At 35.7% G+C, this 19,352-nt stretch carries 16 protein-coding genes and 1 pseudogene; 4 read left to right on the forward strand and 13 right to left on the reverse strand.

The genetic code is table 11. The features are described from left to right. Positions 1-138 precede the first annotated feature (138 nt). Together F7888_RS07545 and F7888_RS07550 are read right to left on the reverse strand one after the other, a co-directional pair. Positions 139-558: a universal stress protein gene (locus F7888_RS07545; RefSeq protein WP_191778580.1), complete on the reverse strand. Its 420-nt coding sequence runs from the start codon at positions 556-558 to the stop codon at positions 139-141. A gap of 21 nt (positions 559-579) precedes the next feature. Continuing rightward, positions 580-2,043, reverse strand: coding sequence for a SulP family inorganic anion transporter (locus F7888_RS07550; RefSeq protein ID WP_191778581.1), 1,464 nt, complete (start codon positions 2,041-2,043; stop codon positions 580-582). Between the two features lie 181 nt (positions 2,044-2,224). On the opposite strand from F7888_RS07550, the gene F7888_RS07555 reads away from it, so the two are divergent. After that, a complete protein-coding gene (locus tag F7888_RS07555; RefSeq protein ID WP_191778582.1) occupies positions 2,225-2,737 on the forward strand; it encodes a recombinase family protein in 513 nt (170 codons plus the stop codon). A gap of 66 nt (positions 2,738-2,803) precedes the next feature. Here F7888_RS07555 and F7888_RS07560 read toward each other — a convergent pair whose 3' ends face one another. The 8 genes from F7888_RS07560 to F7888_RS07595 form a co-directional block, all read right to left on the reverse strand. Continuing rightward, positions 2,804-5,752, reverse strand: a complete 2,949-nt coding sequence (locus F7888_RS07560) for a Tn3 family transposase (RefSeq protein WP_066194381.1) — start codon at positions 5,750-5,752, stop codon at positions 2,804-2,806. Between the two features lie 89 nt (positions 5,753-5,841). After that, positions 5,842-6,408, reverse strand: a complete 567-nt coding sequence (locus F7888_RS07565) for a recombinase family protein (protein ID WP_066154495.1) — start codon at positions 6,406-6,408, stop codon at positions 5,842-5,844. A 204-nt stretch (positions 6,409-6,612) separates the two neighbouring features. Further along, the gene (locus F7888_RS07570; RefSeq protein WP_066154493.1) at positions 6,613-7,950 is read right to left on the reverse strand and encodes a glucose-6-phosphate isomerase; all 1,338 of its coding nucleotides are present in this window, start codon (positions 7,948-7,950) and stop codon (positions 6,613-6,615) included. A 240-nt stretch (positions 7,951-8,190) separates the two neighbouring features. Beyond that, positions 8,191-8,682 carry a hypothetical protein gene (locus F7888_RS07575; protein ID WP_031538332.1) on the reverse strand — a complete coding sequence of 164 codons (492 nt, stop codon included), beginning with the start codon at positions 8,680-8,682 and terminating at the stop codon, positions 8,191-8,193. 346 nt (positions 8,683-9,028) lie between these two features. Further along, positions 9,029-9,922, reverse strand: coding sequence for a phosphogluconate dehydrogenase (NAD(+)-dependent, decarboxylating) (gene gnd / locus F7888_RS07580; RefSeq protein WP_031538333.1), 894 nt, complete (start codon positions 9,920-9,922; stop codon positions 9,029-9,031). A 198-nt stretch (positions 9,923-10,120) separates the two neighbouring features. After that, positions 10,121-11,593 (reverse strand): glucose-6-phosphate dehydrogenase, encoded by a 1,473-nt coding sequence (gene zwf, locus F7888_RS07585; RefSeq protein WP_066194379.1) that lies wholly within the window; start codon positions 11,591-11,593, stop codon positions 10,121-10,123. A 96-nt stretch (positions 11,594-11,689) separates the two neighbouring features. Beyond that, positions 11,690-11,854, reverse strand: a complete 165-nt coding sequence (locus F7888_RS07590) for a hypothetical protein (protein WP_155986760.1) — start codon at positions 11,852-11,854, stop codon at positions 11,690-11,692. A 461-nt stretch (positions 11,855-12,315) separates the two neighbouring features. Then, the gene (locus tag F7888_RS07595) at positions 12,316-12,681 is read right to left on the reverse strand and encodes a winged helix-turn-helix transcriptional regulator (protein ID WP_066194376.1); all 366 of its coding nucleotides are present in this window, start codon (positions 12,679-12,681) and stop codon (positions 12,316-12,318) included. 204 nt (positions 12,682-12,885) lie between these two features. Between F7888_RS07595 and hxlA the strand changes: the two genes are divergently transcribed. The 3 genes and pseudogenes from hxlA (at position 12,886) to F7888_RS07610 (ending at position 15,430) form a co-directional block, all read left to right on the forward strand. Next, positions 12,886-13,518, forward strand: a complete 633-nt coding sequence (gene hxlA, locus F7888_RS07600) for a 3-hexulose-6-phosphate synthase (RefSeq protein ID WP_031538336.1) — start codon at positions 12,886-12,888, stop codon at positions 13,516-13,518. Positions 13,519-13,526: 8 nt separating this feature from the next. Then, positions 13,527-14,084 (forward strand): 6-phospho-3-hexuloisomerase, encoded by a 558-nt coding sequence (hxlB, locus tag F7888_RS07605; RefSeq protein WP_031538337.1) that lies wholly within the window; start codon positions 13,527-13,529, stop codon positions 14,082-14,084. Positions 14,085-14,442: 358 nt separating this feature from the next. Continuing rightward, positions 14,443-15,430 (forward strand): annotated as a pseudogene (locus F7888_RS07610) (Gfo/Idh/MocA family protein). Between the two features lie 522 nt (positions 15,431-15,952). Here the strand turns inward: F7888_RS07610 and F7888_RS07615 are convergent. The 3 genes from F7888_RS07615 to F7888_RS07625 are packed head-to-tail and all read right to left on the reverse strand — an operon-like array spanning position 15,953 to position 19,321. Beyond that, positions 15,953-16,318, reverse strand: coding sequence for a DUF6262 family protein (locus tag F7888_RS07615; RefSeq protein WP_191778583.1), 366 nt, complete (start codon positions 16,316-16,318; stop codon positions 15,953-15,955). 1 nt (position 16,319) lies between these two features. Further along, a complete protein-coding gene (locus tag F7888_RS07620; protein ID WP_191778856.1) occupies positions 16,320-18,233 on the reverse strand; it encodes a tyrosine-type recombinase/integrase in 1,914 nt (637 codons plus the stop codon). A gap of 2 nt (positions 18,234-18,235) precedes the next feature. Continuing rightward, the gene (locus F7888_RS07625; RefSeq protein WP_191778584.1) at positions 18,236-19,321 is read right to left on the reverse strand and encodes a tyrosine-type recombinase/integrase; all 1,086 of its coding nucleotides are present in this window, start codon (positions 19,319-19,321) and stop codon (positions 18,236-18,238) included. Positions 19,322-19,352 lie beyond the last annotated feature (31 nt).

A 19,352-nucleotide genomic window follows, 5' to 3' on the forward strand; every position in this document is an offset into this window, starting at 1 on the left:
TAAATTTCCAAATGGATGGGGCCACCTTTGATTGGGTATTTACTTTTTTGCCTCTAAACAGGGAAGGTGAGTAAACTGAAAATTATGACACTATTTATGCAACACTAGTGATAATATCTAAATCTATTTCTAGCATTCTTATTTAACAATAAGAACGGGACAGTCCACTCTTTTTACTACCTTATGACTCACGCTACCTAATACCATTTCTTGCAAAGAGTTTAAACCCCGACTACCTATAACGACCAAATCGACTTTTTCTTCATTAGCATATTCAATAATTGTCGGACCAGGATATCCATGTAATATTTTAAGCTCATAGTCTATATTTTTCGATTTTATTTTTTCCTCTACAGGATAGAGTCTTTTGCGACGTGAGTATGCCAATTCTTCTTTTCCTTGCGAATGAAGTATCTCATTCTTGGATTTTGAAAAATCAGCAACATATACGACTTCAATTTTACATTTTGGAATTAAAGAAGCAATTTTCACTGCTTCTTCAGTTGCCCGAATTGAATTCTCAGATCCATCTACAGCCAATAATATTCTTCTGTACATTTTTCTACCTCCAAATTTCATTTAATGTGACGCCTGTTTTGAATTCACATTATTATAAATAGCTAGCTTATCTAAGATTCTTTTGCTGGATGAATCTAACCCTATGATGGTAACAGTATTGTTTTTCTCACGATATTTAATAACAGTTTTATCTACAGCACCTACAGCAGAATCATCCCAAATATGTGCATTTGAAAAATCAATTATTATATCTTTATTCTCAACGCTAAAGTCAAATGACTTTAAAAAGTCTTCAACCGAGGCGAAAAATAGTTGGCCTTCTACTTCAAAAATTATTTTGCTATTTTTGTAATTGCTTCTCACTTTCAAACTTGAGATTTTAGCGACAAAGAAAATGGCACTTAGAATGACACCTGCAATAACTCCTTTTGATAAGTCATGGGTTGCCACAACGATACCAACGGTTATTAACATAACAGCAGCATCCGTTTTTGGTGCTTTTCTAAGATAGGTAAATGAAGACCAATCAAATGTACCAATTGAAACCATAATCATAATTCCTACAAGAACAGGCATTGGTATTTGTACGACTAAATCACCTAATACAATGATTAAAAATATTAAAAACAAACCTGCGATCAAGCTGGATAATCTACCACGTCCACCAGATTTCACATTTATAACGGATTGTCCAATCATTGCACATCCTGCCATTCCACCAAAGAAACCTGTAATGATGTTCGCAATACCTTGTCCTCTTGATTCTTTGTTTTTATCGCTCTCTGTATCTGTCATATCATCTACGATGGAAGCAGTTAGTAATGACTCTAATAATCCGACAATCGCTAATGCGAAAGAAAAGGGAAATACTATTGCTAAAGTTTCAAACGTAAATGGAACGTTTGGTATGAAAAACTCTGGCAGTGTTCTTGTAATGGCTCCTAAATCACCTACTGTCCGCAAATCAAAGTTTGTATAAAGAGCAACTGCTGTCAAGGCAACAATTGCAATTAATGGGGCCGGAACAATCTTGATGAATCTCGGGAGTATATATACTATTACTAAAGTGACTGCTACAAACACATACGTCATATTAGAGATTCCAATAAAATGGGGTACTTGAGCCATAAAAATTAAGATCGCTAACGCATTTACAAAACCAATCATGACTGCTCTAGGTATGAATTTCATTACTTTGGCTACTTTAAAAATGCCAAACAGCACTTGGATTACACCAGTTAAAACCGTTGCTACTAATAGATAATCAAGGCCATGTTCCTTTACTAATGGAACCATTAGCAATGCCATTGCACCTGTTGCAGCTGAAATCATTCCAGGACGTCCACCAACAAAGGCTATGATAACGGCAATACAAAAGGAAGCATACAATCCTACCATAGGATCGACTCCTGCAATAATGGAGAATGCAATTGCTTCAGGAATTAATGCTAACGCAACAACAATTCCAGCAAGGATATCCCCTCTTACATTTGAAAACCATTCTTTTCTAATTTTTTCTACCACTTAAGTCTACACCTCTTCTACATAAAATTTTATGGCTTTTAACTCTCATAAAAGCCGGGTTCGAATAGAATAAAGTCAGTTTATCACTTATCGTCCCAAAATGGAACCTTTTCGGAACGAAAAATGATGAAACTTATGCTATGATATAGGCAAACTTCTTTATATTTAAGGGGTGTCTAATATGTTAATCGGTTATATGAGACCTAATGATGATGATTTAACTTGTGATATACAAATAACGGAATTAAGAAAATTAAAATGCGAAAAAATAATCGCAGAGGAATACTCTTCCGCAAAGAAAAGAACGCAACTGAAAAGCATGATTGATAACCTCAAACCGGGGGACAAAGTAATAATCGCAAAACTCTATTCACTGGCAGATTCAACACGTCATCTAGTGGAGCTATTGCAAGCGATTGAAGAAAAAGGAGCTTGTATCCAATCGATTAAGGAAGGAATCGATACAAGTAATGGAAGTAGGTATCAATTTAGCCATATCGTGAAGCATCTTGTCGAATTTCAAAGCGATGTAATCAGTGAAAAGACTAAAAAGGGGGTACGTAATGCACAGAAAAAAGGCGTTACTACAGGACGTCCAAGAAAACCTGATGAAAATGTACAGCAAGCAATTATCATGTATGAAAGTAAAAAATACAGTTTAGCTGAAATAGGGGTACGACCGAGATACATGTAAAAAAGGGTCATAGTATGGTATTGTTTACCATTTATAACCCTTTCTTGCTCTTTACTTTCTTATATACTATACAGGAATATCTCCCTCGATTGGTTGTGGAATATTTTCTAAATCGATCATATAGTCTCCGAAACGTTTTATATGCCTAGTCAGATAAGGGCTAAGCATGACAATATCTTCTTTTGAAAATACATAGCCTTCTTTAGAAAGTTCCCACAAAATAAGTGTTATATCACATACATTTTGGAATATTACTGCGTTGGCAACTAAATCATTATATTTAATTCGCTTTTCTTGTTCTTCTGGATCATTTTCTGAAATGATCCCATCGCCACCAAAAAATAGCCATTTGGAAAAGCCGTTATATGCTTCGACTTTGTTTGTACTAGCACCAATTTGCTCTCTTAGTTTTATATCAGAAATATATTTAAGCAAAAATACAGTTCTTACAATCCTTCCTAATTCCCTAAAAGCTTGATATAATCGGTTTTTTCTACTATAGTTACTTAGTTTTCTAAGTAGTGTAGAGGGTAATATTTTACCAGCTTTTATAGAAAGAACCACTTGGAGCAGATCTTGCCAGTGTGTTTCAATTAGGTCCCAGTCAACGGTATCACTAAACAACTGATCAATGTGGTGATATTTTGTGTCCTTATCAGCCCTGTAAAATTTTAAATCCTTCCAATTTCGAATACGAGGCATTAAATTAATCCCCAATAAATGTGCAAGTGCAAAAACAGGCGTTGATTGACCTTGCGTATCAGCATGTAACGTATCGGGCTGAATGTCTGATTTATTTTTCAGCAAACCATCAATAATATAAACTGCTTCCCAAACTCCACATGGAATGAAGTGACTAAAGAGTGCAATATAAGTATCTGAAACATGATGATATGCAATCCCCCCATAACCTCCGTATCGAATGTGGTATTCAGAGATTAAGTTTTCTTCGTAGAGATCAAATTTTGTTCCATCTGCAGCAGCCGTTTTTCCATCACCCCATAGTCTAGGCAAACTAAATTGATTGTATTGATTTAAAATATTACGAATAGCTTCGTCTATTTTAGATGCATTAATATGTCGCCGATTTACAAATGAAATCATGTGTGGGGTTACTGCTTTTTTCATGTGCTTAGAAGTCTGTGTTGGTCCTAAATTACATCCGTATCCAAAAGAAGTAATGATATAACGTTCCATTGCATTTTCAAGCTTAGGATCTGAACCAGATAATGGTCCAAAATGCCGTGTCCAATTTGTCCAATGTTCTACATTACAAAGAATATCTAAGACATTTCGTTCAGGTAACCGTTGAGAAATAACTACCTCTAACGCCTTACTTGTCTGAGGTTGTTCTTTTCTCATTATTTTTCTCAACGTTGGTTCTCCATTTTCATTAATGATTACCTGGCCGTTATCAGGGTAGTTTAAATCTACTTTTTGTGCAGTATCTCCTAGCCAGAGCTTTAATTGTTGAACAAAATCCCCTGAATTTGAAGAAAAGCCAAGTTCCTTACAGTATTCATCTACCATAGGTTTACACTCATCCCAAGAAAGGAGCTGTTCACGGTAATCAGCAAAATTCTCTGATCCTTTTACACAAAGGTCTCCCGTTTTTAAATCGCTTGCAAGATAGGAAAAAATACAGATTTCAAGGTGTTTACGATGGATTAAGTTATTTTCTTTAGGTACATAAATCGTTTTTTTCCACTGTTCACTAGCAAATGAAAGATCCAAATCTATTTGTAGATTTTCAATTTTTCGGTTCTCATTATCACGTAAAAATTGTAAAGCTTCTAAAAGTGATTGATCCTGTGTGGTTGAATTAATTTCAATCATACTAATCAATCTAAAAAGAGTTTTCCTGTGGCTTTTATAGAACTTCCATAAAAGAGGAAGGTAGTTATTGCCATTATATGATGAAATTGATTCACAATCTTCTTTTAATGCGTCGATACCACCTCTTCTCCCTAATAACTCCCTTATTTTCTGACCAGTCAAGGTATCGTTCTCATTTATACTTGTGGCATTTAAGACTTCCGCCAAAACAGATATAAGATTTTCAGTTTTTGATCTATGTTTTTCTCGAAGAAGTTCTAGCTCCTCTTTGCCTTTGTTATGTATTGTTCTGACTCTTTTGAGAAACATCTCTACCAAACTATCTATAGCTGAAATTTTTGAGCGATAAATCATACAAAGTAGCAGCATATATCTTTTAGCTAAATTAAAGTCTTTTAATTCTGATGCATCAAGCGCTTTTGCTTCTAAAGCGAAGTGTTTAATTTTTAAATTTGGAATATCCTCTAGTAAGCTATCAATTTCTTCTATAAAATCAGTTAACAGAAGTAACCTATTTTGTATTTCTTTCATATGCGAAAGTGTTGCGCTTTTTGGAATTTCTTTTAATAAGTTATATTCAGAAGTCCGATTATCATTTTTAGTAACTAGTAATTGATCTAATTTTCGCTCAATTTCAGGAGTCAATTTTGAAAATACTGAATTAAATAACTGGTGATTCACTAATGTTCTTATACGACGAGCCAATCGATCTAATGTACTAAAAGCAGGTAATTCACACCTTTCTTTTATTAATATTTCAATGGATACGTTGATAAGATCGGCTGGATTGTCCATTACCTGTGTAGCCTTATAAATTGAAGTAGTTGCAATATGTAAGGCTTCTTTTCCATAAGGACGTACATTGAGGTAATCTCTAATTGCTTTTTGATGTCGGTAAATTGATTTACTATTGTAATTCGGTTCAACACTAGCAGAGAGATTCAAACAGGTCCGAATATGAATCATGATCTCTACAGGAATATCTTTCGGTCGAGGAAAGTAACCAAGTCGTTGGAAAGACTTTAACATAACTAATAGACTTAGAACTGAAACAGGTCCTCTAGCAACTTTATGCGCAAATTGGTTTTCTTCAGGTGTAGGGGAGTAAACATCACGAAGTTCTTTTGAAGTAGGACGTTTTTTAAATCTTGGATAAGCCGTACGTTCTATAGATGCCAAATTACCAACTCCATTCAAATTAAGTTGGGGGTGGTGACAGAGTAGCTGCCCTAGTCCGTCACATAATTCCCTAAAAATATAAGAGATTATTAATTTGCTTCTACTAGTTTTCTTTTATTAATCGCTCGATATAATGATCCCTGTGAAAGTCCTGTACCTTCTACAATTTCTTTTACCGAGTATTCTTTACTGTCATACATCCTCAAGGCTATTTCAATTTTCCCTTGATCCACTTTAGGCCTTCCTAGTTTTTTTCCTCTTCTTTTACTCGCTTCTAACCCTTCTTTAACTCTTTCTACAATTAAATTTCTTTCTAACTCTGCGATGACACACATCATTTGAAACATGGCTTTTCCCGTTGATGTTCTTGTATCCATGTTCTCCTTAATAGAAACGAACTTTACACCAGTATCCTCGAATTGCTGAATAATAGAAAGAATATCAAGTGTTTTTCTCCCTAAGCGTGAAATACTTTCTACTACAACGGTATCACCTTTCCTTATTACATCTAGCAATGAGTTAAGTCCATCTCTATCCTTTGTAGTCCCAGTAAATTTCTCTTGAACCATTTTTTCACAGCCGTACTCAGAAAGTAATATAATTTGTCGGTCTAAATTTTGGTCAACTGTCGAAACTCGAGCATAACCGATTATCATAAAGAAGCCTCCTGCACAATTTAATAATCTAATTGTACAAGAGACATCATTTTTGTAAAAGTATTTGGTAAAACTTTTGGTAATTATTTTTGGTAACCTATAAAATTAGTAAAATCAAGCATCAGTATTTCTCATAAATATTGTTACAAAAAATATGGTTTTTGGTAACAATCTTTTTATTAATACAAAACCAATCAGATATAATTATTTTGATAAACGCTCCATGAGAGTAGCTTTTTCTGCTTCAAAACCAGGTTTGTCAAGTAAAGCAAACATATTCTTCTTGTATGCTTCGACTCCAGGCTGGTCAAATGGGTTAACTCCTAATAGATGGCCACTAATCCCACATGCCTTCTCAAAAAAGTAAACCATCTCACCGTAAGTGTATTCATTCATTTCATCCAGTTCAATCACGAGATTAGGTACTTCTCCATCTATATGGGCCATAAGGGTACCCTGAAATGCACTTTTGTTGACTTCATCCATCGTCTTACCTGCCAGGAAGTTTAATCCATCAATATTTTCTGGATCCTCCTGAATAGTCACTTCAATTCGAGGTTTCTTAATCTGTAAAACCGTTTCTAAAAGGTTTCGTCGACCTTCTTGTACATATTGCCCCATGGAATGCAAATCCGTTGAAAAATCAACGGAAGCAGGGAATAGCCCCTTTTGATCTTTTCCTTCACTTTCCCCAAACAGCTGCTTCCACCATTCCGATACGTAGTGAAGGGAGGGCTCATAGTTAACAAGCACTTCAATTGCTTTTCCCTTATTGTAGAGTACATTTCGGACCGCAGCATACTGATAGCTCTCATTTGTCAATAAATCAGGATTGTTGTATTTACGGGCTGCTGCTGCTGCCCCTTCCATCATATGATCAATATCAAGTCCTGCTACGGCAATTGGTAAGAGACCAACTGCTGTTAGCACAGAATACCTTCCACCTACATCATCCGGAATAACAAACGTTTCATATCCTTCTTTGTCCGCGAGCTTTTTTAATACGCCTTTTTCCTGATCAGTAGTGGCAAAAATACGTTTTCTCGCCTCTTCTTTTCCGTATTTTTTCTCCATATAGTCACGAAAAATACGGAAAGCAAGGGCTGGCTCTGTCGTTGTTCCTGATTTGGAAATGACGTTAACAGAGATATCTTTCCCCTCTAATAGTTCAAATAAATGAGATATATAAGTAGAACTGATATTGTGACCGGCAAAATACACTTTTGTCTTATCGTTCATTTGGTTATGAAAGCTATGGGACAAAGCTTCTATAGCTGATCTTGCACCCAAATACGAACCACCAATACCAATTACAACCATTGCGTCTGAATGTTTCTTGATTCTTTCAGCAGCTTGTTTAATTCTTTCAAATTCACTCTTATCATAGTTTAGTGGCAAATCGACCCAACCAAGATAATCAGAGCCGGGGCCTGTTTTTTCATGTAGCATTTTATGAGCCACTTTTACAAATTCACTTAGATTATCTACTTCACTCTTTTTCATAAATGCTAATGCATTGGAGTAATCAAACGAAATAGTCATACATTACTTCCCCTTTCAATCAAATTTAGCTTAGCTGCTTCAATCGGAGATCCTTCTCCGTAAAAAAGATCTCTCGGCATAGTAAAACGTTTCATGTTAGTGCATTCTCCTTTTCTACAGTATATAAGGGAAGTTTTTAAAAACACATTTAAACTCCCCCTTTTCAATTTTGAAAAATCCTTAGTGGGACCGTGTAATTATCAATAGCGTACATTAAAAGACAGTTAGTATTAAGAAAACTCAATGGTCCCTCTCTACATCGGCACTTAGTATGTCTTCTGTTTTGATTTCAAGTAATATTTCCAAGAATCTTATCGTTCCTAATACTTTTCGAGTGTCTCCCTCATTTTGAACATTCTCCATTTTCTTTTGTTGGATCAGTTCACTTATTACTTGCTTGAAAGCATTGGTTTTTATAAGCCATTCTCCAACCAGTAGCTTAGTTGAGTCTCTCTCGTGTTCGGTTTTGACAGCAAATAAACTTTCGGTATCTGTCTCTCTTAACGTGATTGAATTAAAATCTTCGCTCATTTGAATCCGAAAATAATTCCTTTCACTATCATAATATTTTCCGTCCCTTAGAAGAAAATACTCTATCCCTAATACTATTTCATAAAAGGGCTCATTATCTGATGGAGAATGGAGTTCTTTTACTTCGATATTCTTCACCATGTCTAAATAGGTTTCTAAACCATATTGTGTGTTAATGATTTTTGCATCCAATACGTTCATGATGTCACACCTCAATATTGTTTTATTTTTTTGGCTCTGTTAAACTTGTCTGTTGGCTCCAGGTGCTCGCTTTCCGCGGGCGAGCCGGGAGCCTCCTCGGCGCTGTGCGGCTGCGGGGTCTCCCTTGTCATGTTTTTCCCGCAGGACGTTGAATCATCATCCGTGAATAGGCACCGCACGAGAAAATGTGAATGCATTTTCGAGGAGTCTCGCTCCTTCCGCTTCAATCAACATAGTTAGCACTATCAACGACTTAAGTAAATCTACCAATTTTTGGGATATACCAAACTAAAAATCCAATGAATTTCCGGCTCATTTTAACGAAAGACATATACAGCAGATGACTTTATGATTTTTCCACAGCATGTCCGCCAAATTCATTACGAAGGGAAGCTACCACTTTACCTGTAAATGTATCATTGTCTAATGAACGGTAACGCATTAGTAAAGACATAGCGATAACAGGGGTAGCTGTTTGAAGATCCAAAGCGGTTTCAACTGTCCATTTCCCTTCCCCAGAAGAATGCATAATGCCCTTAATTTCATCTAATTTTGCATCTTTAGAAAATGCGCGTTCTGTCAATTCCATGAGCCATGAGCGGATGACAGAACCGTTATTCCACACCCGTGCCACTTTTTCATAGTCAAAATCGAAATCGCTTTTTTCCAGGACTTCGAATCCTTCACCAATGGCGGCCATCATTCCGTATTCTATTCCATTGTGGACCATTTTTAAGAAGTGGCCACTACCAGATTTCCCAGCATATAAATACCCATTATCTACAGCTGTATCTCTAAAAATCGGCTCGACAATGCTCCATGCTTCAGGATCTCCACCAATCATATAACAAGCACCATAGCGAGCACCTTCCATCCCCCCAGAAGTACCGGCATCCATAAAGCTCACTCCAACTTTCTTCAACTGTTCGTAACGACGAATGGATTCCTTATAATGCGAATTACCAGCTTCAATGACGATATCTCCTTCACTTAGAAATGGTGTGATTTCACTAATAACTGAATCAACGACGGAGTGTGGGACCATTATCCAAACAACTCGTGGCTTTTCTAATGATTGAACAAGATCTTGTAAACTGGATGCTCCTTCAACTCCGTATTTTTTAATTTCTTCAATAGTATTTGTATTTAGATCAAACGCCATTACACGGTGTTTATTGTCAATTAAGTTTTTTCCTAAGTTCATACCCATTTTCCCTAATCCAATTAATCCTACTTTCACTTGAGTTTCCTCCTTTAAATTACAAAAAATAGCCTGTATTATTATGCTACCCATTTGTTGTTCTTCATGGTCTCCTTATGGAACCATAAGGATTCAACAAATACTTTAAGTTCCTTGGGTAAATCGCGTAACAATTATCTGTCAAATCCAACCTCGGTTTGCTCTCTTCATACCAATAGCCTTCCAGGGAGGTGCGGATTAAACTCCCCCCCTAGTTTCCCACCATTTAAAACCATCCTCCTCCAATAATTGCGAAGCAGCTTGTGGCCCCATCGAACCGGCTTGATATAGGTGGAGTGGAAGGGCATTTTCCTCAAACGCCTCTAAAACGGGCTGTACCCATTTCCAAGATAATTCAACTTCGTCCCAATGAGCAAAGAAGGTAGAGTCCCCACGCAGAGCATCAAATATTAAGAGTTCATATGCTTCGGGCACGTCTTTTTTACTCGCTGAAAAATCAACAACAATAGGTTCTAATTTTCCATTTATCGGGTTTTTACTATTTAACTGCAACGAAACACCTTCATTAGGACTTACATTAATAACTAATAGATTGGGTTCAGCATTTTGGATTTCATTGGTATACAAATTCTTTAATGGGTTTTTGAATTCAATCACAATCCGCGTTAATTTTTCCGTCATTCTTTTTCCTGTCCGGATATAGAATGGGACCCCGTCCCAGAAGGAATTATCAATCCATAGACGAGCAGCGACGAATGTATCGTTTTTAGAAGAAGCATCAACGCCAGGTTCTTCTAAGTATCTGACTACTGGTGTACCGTTTATTTCACCTGATCCATATTGGCCACGAACGACGTGGATACCTACAGTATTTTTCTGTAATGGTCGCAGAGATTCCATAACTTTTCTTTTCTCATTACGGATATCTTTTGCACTAATCTGTTTTGGGAGATGCATGGCTGTCATCATCAACAGCTGTAGCATATGATTTTGAACCATATCACGAATAGCGCCTGCTTGGTCATAATAACCAGCCCTCTCTTCTACACCAACCGTTTCACTAGCCGTAATTTGCACATTGGCAATAAACCGATTGTTCCAAAGTGATTGCAGCACAGGATTGGCAAATTCCAAGGCTTCAAGGTTTTGAACCATTGGTTTTCCGAGATAATGGTCAATCCGGAAAATTTCATCTTCTTCAAAAGCTTTGCTTAATTTTTCGTTTAAATCTTCAGCAGATTTTAAGTCATACCCAAATGGTTTTTCGATAATCAATCGTTTCCATCCCTTTGTCGAACCTAAGCCACTCTCCTTTATGTTTAAAGCAATTACATCAAAGAATTCAGGAGCAACAGAAAGATAAAACATTCGATTCTCTTCAATACTCTGGTCTTTTTCATTTTGTTGAACGACTTCAACTAACTTCTTATACCCTTCAGCATTCGTGAAATCTAACTGGCAATAACGAAATGCCTTTACAAACTCTTGTTTTTCGGATTTATCATTTATCAAGTGTCTAGAAAAAGTGTATAGCGAGTCTGTTACATGGTTTTGAAAATCAACATCAGACATTTCGTCTATTCCTACACCAATGATCAAAAAAGAATCTGGTAATTTTTGATTCAAATATAAATTAAACAAGGCAGGGTAGATTTTTCGCTTAGCTAAATCCCCAGTTGCCCCAAATAAGACAAACGTCATAGAATCCACTTTTCATTCCTCCACTTTTTCAAAGCATTTTCAAATAGAAAAATGTCTGATTTTCTTCGTTTCCCCTACAAAACAACAAGGATTTTCGCTATTGCGTTATCCTACTTTTGGATGTAAGTTTCGTTTATTTCTCCCAGCTTGTCCGGTAATAATGATATCTCTTAATTGAGAATGTCCACATTTTGGACAGGTTTCATTATTTATGGTGATGATTAGACATCTTTCACAAACTTTTCGCTGCTTAGTTTTGAACCTTTCCATGCGGATCTCTCCTTTCGTAAAAAGCAACAACATGTATAAATTATTAAATGAAGTTTCACTTCATCTCACCATGCTTGTAGCAGTATTCCCTTAAGGTTTGGTAGTATTCTTTAAGCTCGCTATTACTTGAGCAAAATCAGTATATTACGTATGTTATACTTTTGAAAGTACGCACTTTATTAACATATAGATACATTGGTATAACATAGTGTTAAAAATAATACTATAAACTTGAATCCAATACCAAGAGTGAAAAGCCAAGGACAGCGATTATACAAGATTCGCTGCCCTTGGCTTTTTAGTAACTGATTCTTTTATTAAATGTTGTGTTTTTTCAACCTTTTAAATACGTAGAGATATAAAAAAACACGGACAGCATCTTTATTAAGATAGCTAACCGTGGTTTGTTAGTATATGAACTTTTTTACACTTTTTCGAACCCCTAGGAGAAACTCTTTTTTCTACTGAATAGACGATTTGTTTTCTGTTTCTTTTTCCAATACATTCTCAATATAATCTTTACCCCAGTCATACATAGCTTCCAGAATAGGCATCAGACTTCTTCCATACTCAGTGAGTGAGTATTCAACTTTTGGTGGAACGACAGGATAGACTTCACGATGAACAATCAAATGGTCTTCAAGTTCGCGCAATTGATTAACAAGCATTCTTTGAGTGATACCCGGCATGAGGGCCTTTAGTTCACCAAAACGTTTGGTTCCTTCTTTTCCTAGATGCCACAATACCAACATTTTCCATTTTCCACCAATAATCGAAAGAGTCAATTCTTTTTCACAATTAAACACTTTTTCCCCAAGATTCGGCATTCATTTCACCTCCAACCCTTATTATGTCCCATAGTATACTTTTTGTTACTATATGATAAAAAAGTGCATACTTTTAATTTAGTAACATACCCAGTATACTGAGTATCATACCGTTAGTAAATAGCTATCAATTGGATACAATAACACTGTGCAAAAGAAAGCTATACGGCACAATTATACTATTATATAAGGAGCGAGTAATAAATGAAATTACAATTAGCATTAGATCTTGTAGATATTCCAGGAGCCATTGAATTGGTGAAAGAAGTAGAAAATCATATAGATGTTGTAGAAATCGGCACGCCGGTTGTGATTAATGAAGGCCTTAAAGCAGTAAAGGAAGTGAAAGCTGCCTTCCCTAACTTAACTGTATTAGCTGACCTTAAAATCATGGATGCAGCTGGATATGAAGTTAGCCAAGCATCTGCAGCAGGCGCTGACATCATCACCATTCTTGGTACAGCTGAAGACGAGTCCATTAAAGGTGCTGTAGAAGAAGCAAAAAAACAAGGTAAACAAATCCTTGCTGATATGATCGCAGTTAAAGACATTGAAGGTCGTGCGAAAGAACTGGATGAACTAGGAGTAGATTATATCTGCGTTCACACAGGTTATGACCTTCAAGCTGTAGGAAAAAATTCTTTCGAAGACCTTGCAACCATTAAGAGCGTTGTAAAAAATGCGAAAACTGCTATTGCAGGCGGAATCAAATTAGAAACACTTCCAGATGTGATTAAAGTACAACCAGATCTTGTCATCGTAGGTGGCGGTATCACAAGCAAAGACGATAAAAAAGCAGTTGCAGCTAAAATGCAAGAATTAATTAAACAAGGTTAATTATAACTATGAAAACTACTCAATATTTAGCTGAAGTCGTTCAAGAATTAAGTCGGACAGTCGACTTAATCTCTGACGAAGAAGCAGAGAAGTTGGTTAATAAGATTCTGGAATCCAAAAAAATCTTTGTTGCAGGTGCGGGCAGATCTGGATTTATGGGCAAATCTTTCGTGATGAGAATGATGCACATGGGGATCGATGCTTATGTAGTCGGTGAAACTGTAACAGCAAATTTAGAAAAAGGTGATTTGTTGATCATCGGTTCAGGTTCAGGTGAAACGAAAACCTTGGTTTCAATCGCTGAAAAAGCAAAAAGTTTAGGTGGGACGGTCGCAGCTGTAACGATTTCCCCTGACTCCACGATTGGAAAATTAGCTGATATTATCATTAAATTGCCTGGATCACCGAAAGATCAATCTGAAAGTGAATATAAGACCATACAACCAATGGGGTCACTTTTTGAGCAAACGATGTTATTATTTTATGATGCATTGATCTTGCGTTTTATGGAAAAAAAAGGCTTAGACTCTACTAAAATGTACGGCAAACATGCCAATCTCGAATAGAGTACACTTTAAAAAATATGGAAACATCGTAAAGACCGCATTTATTTCTTTTATGAATTGCGGTCTTTACTGCATATTACAAATAACACAGTCCATACAGGAAAGAAAAAATAGCCTCTGATTCAGTCCCTTCTATGGCCGGATCAGAGATCATTATTGGGTGGGGCACAGCCAAGAATTTAGCCATCACTCACAGTATGAGCCCTATTTGGGTTATCACCAATATTTCACTGGTAGGCCCCATGTCTATATAAGTTTTTTTATGGGAAAATAAAATCCTATTGGCGATGAAAAACGCTTCATAAGTGTAGTAAACAAAACTCTTCGTTTTATAAAACAAAGGAATGAGGTTGAATAAATGGTTCGATTCGGCGTAATCGGTACTAATTGGATTACAGAAAGATTACTTGAAGCAGCAAATGATGTAGAAGATTTTAAACTAACTGCTGTTTATTCTCGCACGATTAGTAGAGCAGAAGAATTTGCAAGTAAATATGGAGTAACAAAAATATTTACAAACCTAAAAGAAATGGCAGTTAGTCAAGAAATTGACGCGGTGTACATTGGCTACTCCCAATTCATATCACGCAGAACAAGCTATTTTATTTTTGCAAAATGGCAAACATGTGTTATGTGAAAAGCCACTGGCTGTTAATGCAACCGAAGTAGCGAGGATGATTCAAGCCGCAAAAGATCATAACGCCCTATTAATGGAAGCAATGAAATCAACCTTACTTCCAAACTTCAAGGTCATTCAAGATAATTTACATAAAATTGGTCCTATCCGTAGATACTTTGCAAGCTATTGTCAGTATTCATCTCGTTATGATAAATACAAAGAAGGAATTGTCCTTAATGCCTTCAATCCAGAGTTTGCGAACGGTTCATTAATGGACCTTGGTGTCTATTGTTTGTATCCACTTATTACATTATTTGGTGAACCAAAAGAAGTGAAGGCAACTGGCATTATGCTTGATTCGGGTGTGGATGGTGAAGGTAGCGTCATCTTAAAATATGATGATAAAGATGCGATTGTGATGTATTCCAAAATAACGAACTCTTATTTACCAAGCGAAATTCAAGGCGAAAAAGGAAGTATCATGATTGATAAGATTCATACGGCTGAAAAAGTAGAAATTCACTACACTGACGGCACGGTTGAACAATTAACAGTCGACCAATCTCATCCAGCTATGTATTACGAAGTGAAAGAATTTATTGAATTAATCAACCGAGGAAAAACAGAGTCTGATACTAACTCATATAAAAATTCATACACCACGATACAAGTGTTGGATAAAGTGAGAGATGAAATAGGTCTTGTATATCAAAGTAATCATAAGTGAAAAAACACAAAAACCCCTACAGCGACTTGTATTATTCTCTTGAGAAATTACGAATCTGGCCTGTTTGTCGAAGAATAAAAGAAATCGTTTTAGAACTTACCTAAACTATTTTGCATCCATTCTTTTTTATAAGAGCATTATAGCATTTTCTACCCGGCTAACAAATTTTAAAGGACTTTTGCTTATTATGCAAAGGTTCAATGCTCATTTTTTAAGATGTGTTTCTTCTTATTAATTTGTGATTTAGTTTAAGTATTCCTTAATAGGAGTAGCGACAATGACACTACCCCTATTAGGATCCTACCAACAACCGCACTTTTCTGACCCCACCCTACCCTACAGAGTAAAAAGGGTTGTAAATGTAAAAAAAATCCATGCTATGACCCTTTTTTACAAGTACCTCGGTCGTACCCCAAATAAGGGATGAAACAGGCATTAGTAAAACGACTTTATATCGATATCTAGAAAACTAAGCAACCATTAATGAACACCATCCGATTTATAGGATGGTGTTCATTAATACTAAAACAATTTGCCGTGTAATCTTTGAACCTGATCTTTTAATTGTTTATTCTCTTCTTCCAATGCCTTTATACGGCTTTTTAAGGTTTTTATTAATATATCCTCTGAACGGGAGCTTTTACTTTGTTTACGGGGAGCTAATTCACTTATTTGCATCCCTCTTAATGTCTCTATTCTAGTTCTAATGTTTTTCTGTTTGTAAAGCCATGACTTTGAAACACTAGCCTTTCTAGAAACAGTATTAAAGTTGATTTTCTCTTTTTTTATTGCCATCTCTGAAATAGCTTTTTCAACTCTAATCCTTGTTTTCTCGGACTTCTCCTTTGAAAGTTGAATTATAGCAGATGTGTTACTCTTTCTGGTCATCTTAATTCGTCTCCTTTAACGAATGAATAATCTGCTCTAGCCTATTTTTAACACGTTCGTTAGTTTCAACCTGACGTTGCCATTGATACTGTTTAGCTCTGTCTAACAATTGTTTAGTGCGTTCTAAATGCTCTTCATGTTCATTTAGAAACTGTTTGCTTGTACAGAAGTTTGTGCAATCTAGACAAGCATTTGCGTGAGGGCAAGGTCCTGCAATTACTGGTAAGCGACAATAGCCATTGGGAAGTGCTTGTGCATTTATATTCTTCTTAAACCATTGAAGATCTGTATTATCAGCTTCATTATCTTCTTCACCTAACTCCAAAATGCTGCCATTATTCGTCACTAAAGTTTCCTTGAATTTAGTAAATTCTTTCTTTAAGGTGTCATCAAAAATATGTGCATATCTCGCCGTCATTTCTGGTGATTCGTGACCTAAAAATTTCTGTACAATATGCTGTGGTACTCCGTTGTTTATCATTCTTGTGCCTACCGTATGCCGAAAGGCATGAGCATGAAACCGAAAAATTTCTCCATTGCTATCCGTTATCTTTTCTTCATAAGCTAATTCATTTAATTTTACCCTAAAGGTATCTTGCTTCAATGGCGAGCCATCTTTTCGAGGAAATACATATACACATCCATCATCGAGGTTATCAGCCACTCTTTGCTCTTGAACTAATATTAATGCAGCAATTTCTTTAGAAATAGGAATGATATGCTCTTTCTTCATTTTCCACTGATAATACTTTAAAAAGCAATCCCCTTCTTTATCGGTTATGACGCTCCCTTTTTTCAATGTACAAAGTTCACTGATACGCATTCCGCATTCTTGAAGTACCATGACCATTGTAGCGATATAAGGTTCCAATTTATCTAATTTCCTATTTAATTGTTCGAGTATATGTTCATCAATATAACGTGGTAGTGCCTTCGGCACTTTAGGATAATCTTCTTGAAAGATAAGGATTTTAGAAGGCGTATCCTTCCAGTCATATCTTTGAATTGTAGTAAAAAAAACGTCTAAAGTAGATATTCGACCGGTTACGGTACTAGGTTTTAAACCTTTTAAATTAATATAATTAAAATATTGCTCGATTTCATTTCTAGTTAATTGATGAATCCTTCGTATACCTTCATAATTTTTGTTCATGAAATTAAAAAATTCTTTTAATTTTGAAGCTATATCTACTACGTGAGAAAAGCTGGCAGTGTTTAACATTAGTTTACAATACAGCTTAACTATTTCTTTAAAATAATTATTTTCAAAACCCTTAAAGTTGATCGTATACTCGTAGGATGTTGGATTTACCTTATCTTCCGGTAACGATAGTTTTCTTCGATTCCAAACATCCTTTTCCCATTCTTCACCATCAAAATAGAAGTCCTCATAGAATTCCATAAACTGCTTAAGATGAGTAACGTAATAGGAGTTCGCATGTACAGTAACTTTCTGCTGATTTACATCAAGTTTGTAATTAGTAGTCGTAGTTTTTATTTTTTGTTCTGCTAAGTAAGTTCGGTATTCTGTCAAAGCCTTTTTTATAGGTACTTCAGTTATCGATGTAATATTAGGGTATTTTAAATTTAAAAATCCCATCATCCGGCTTATCACTGTTCCCTTTCTAATCCAAACGGATTTTGCATTCCAAGCTCCATTATTCAAGTGGAGGTAATAAAAATATTTTAATTCGGTTTTCAACCAGACATTTTCCACCTTATCGAAATTTACCCAACGATTTCTTAGTGATGGATTCTTACTTAACTCAATTGCACTAGGATGCGGACAAATTCTTATATCCCATCTATCTGCTGCCCAAAATCCTTTTAAAAAACTTGTCATATTAGCTATTTTTTTATTAATCTCTGTACTAGCGATAAGCTTTCTATTAGTTGCTACACTTGGAAATTTCATTGTCATGTTTCTCTCCCTTGAAGATACTTTTTATATTCATTTTTCATATCTTGCTTAGAAAGATGAACATACGTATCAAGTGTTGTTTGTACATGGGCATGCCCTAATCTTTTTTGTACGTATGCAGCGTCCCATCCACTTCTAATAAGCTCTGTGGCATGCGTGTGACGTAACATATGGGCATTGAAGGTGATCCCTGTCCGTTTTACCAGTCTTCTTATCAGGTCTAATACACTTTGATATTTTAAGGGATGCCCGAAATAGGAATCTTTAAGATTTATAAATATATAATCGTGTTCTAAATCTTCCCCATATTCATGTACCAGATAATCAGTATATAAAGCCATTAATTCCTTGCTAACATCGATTGTTCGTTCTTTCTTAAGTTTAATATAAGCTCCGTTTTCATTATGATCTCTTGGAGTGATATGAATCTGGTTATCCCACATAGAAATATCTTCGATACGAAGGGATAATACTTCTCCTATCCGAAGTCCCCCTTCATACATAACCATAATAAGTAATTTATCTCTTTTTGTATGACATGCATCAATTATTACCTTGACTTGTTCATGTTCTAATACTTGGACAAGTTTCTTTTTGACTCTAAGCTTTAAAATATTTTTATTATAAGATTTTCCTTTAGTTATATGGTGAAGAAATCCTTTAAAATTTCTTCCCCTTGTCTCTTTAGACATGTCAATAGCCTTAAAATCTCCTGTACGATTTAAATACTCTAAGAAACTAGTTACAGCATTAAGTATGGCATTAACTGATGTTTCTTCTCTTTTAGCCTTCTTTGGTTGTAAGCCTATTACCTTTACATCTCCAGTTGGATTTCTTAACCATCCCACAAAGTTTGTCATTTCCTCAAATTGTAAATCTTCTAATCTAATTCCTCTCTGGCTCATGAATTCATAAAACAACTTAAGATGATAGCAATATGTTTTAATCGTATTTGGAGCTTTCCCCGTATTATCCAGATACTTTATAAATTTCTTAACCAGTTCTACCACTTCAAAGTTTTTATCTAGCAGTATGTATAATGGATATGGTTTTTCCTCCACAATTACTTTTTGAACTTTCATTTTTCTCCCCTCCTTTAAACACTTTAACTAC

This window comes from Litchfieldia stipae (assembly GCF_014837155.1).
Classification (GTDB): domain Bacteria; phylum Bacillota; class Bacilli; order Bacillales; family Bacillaceae_L; genus Litchfieldia.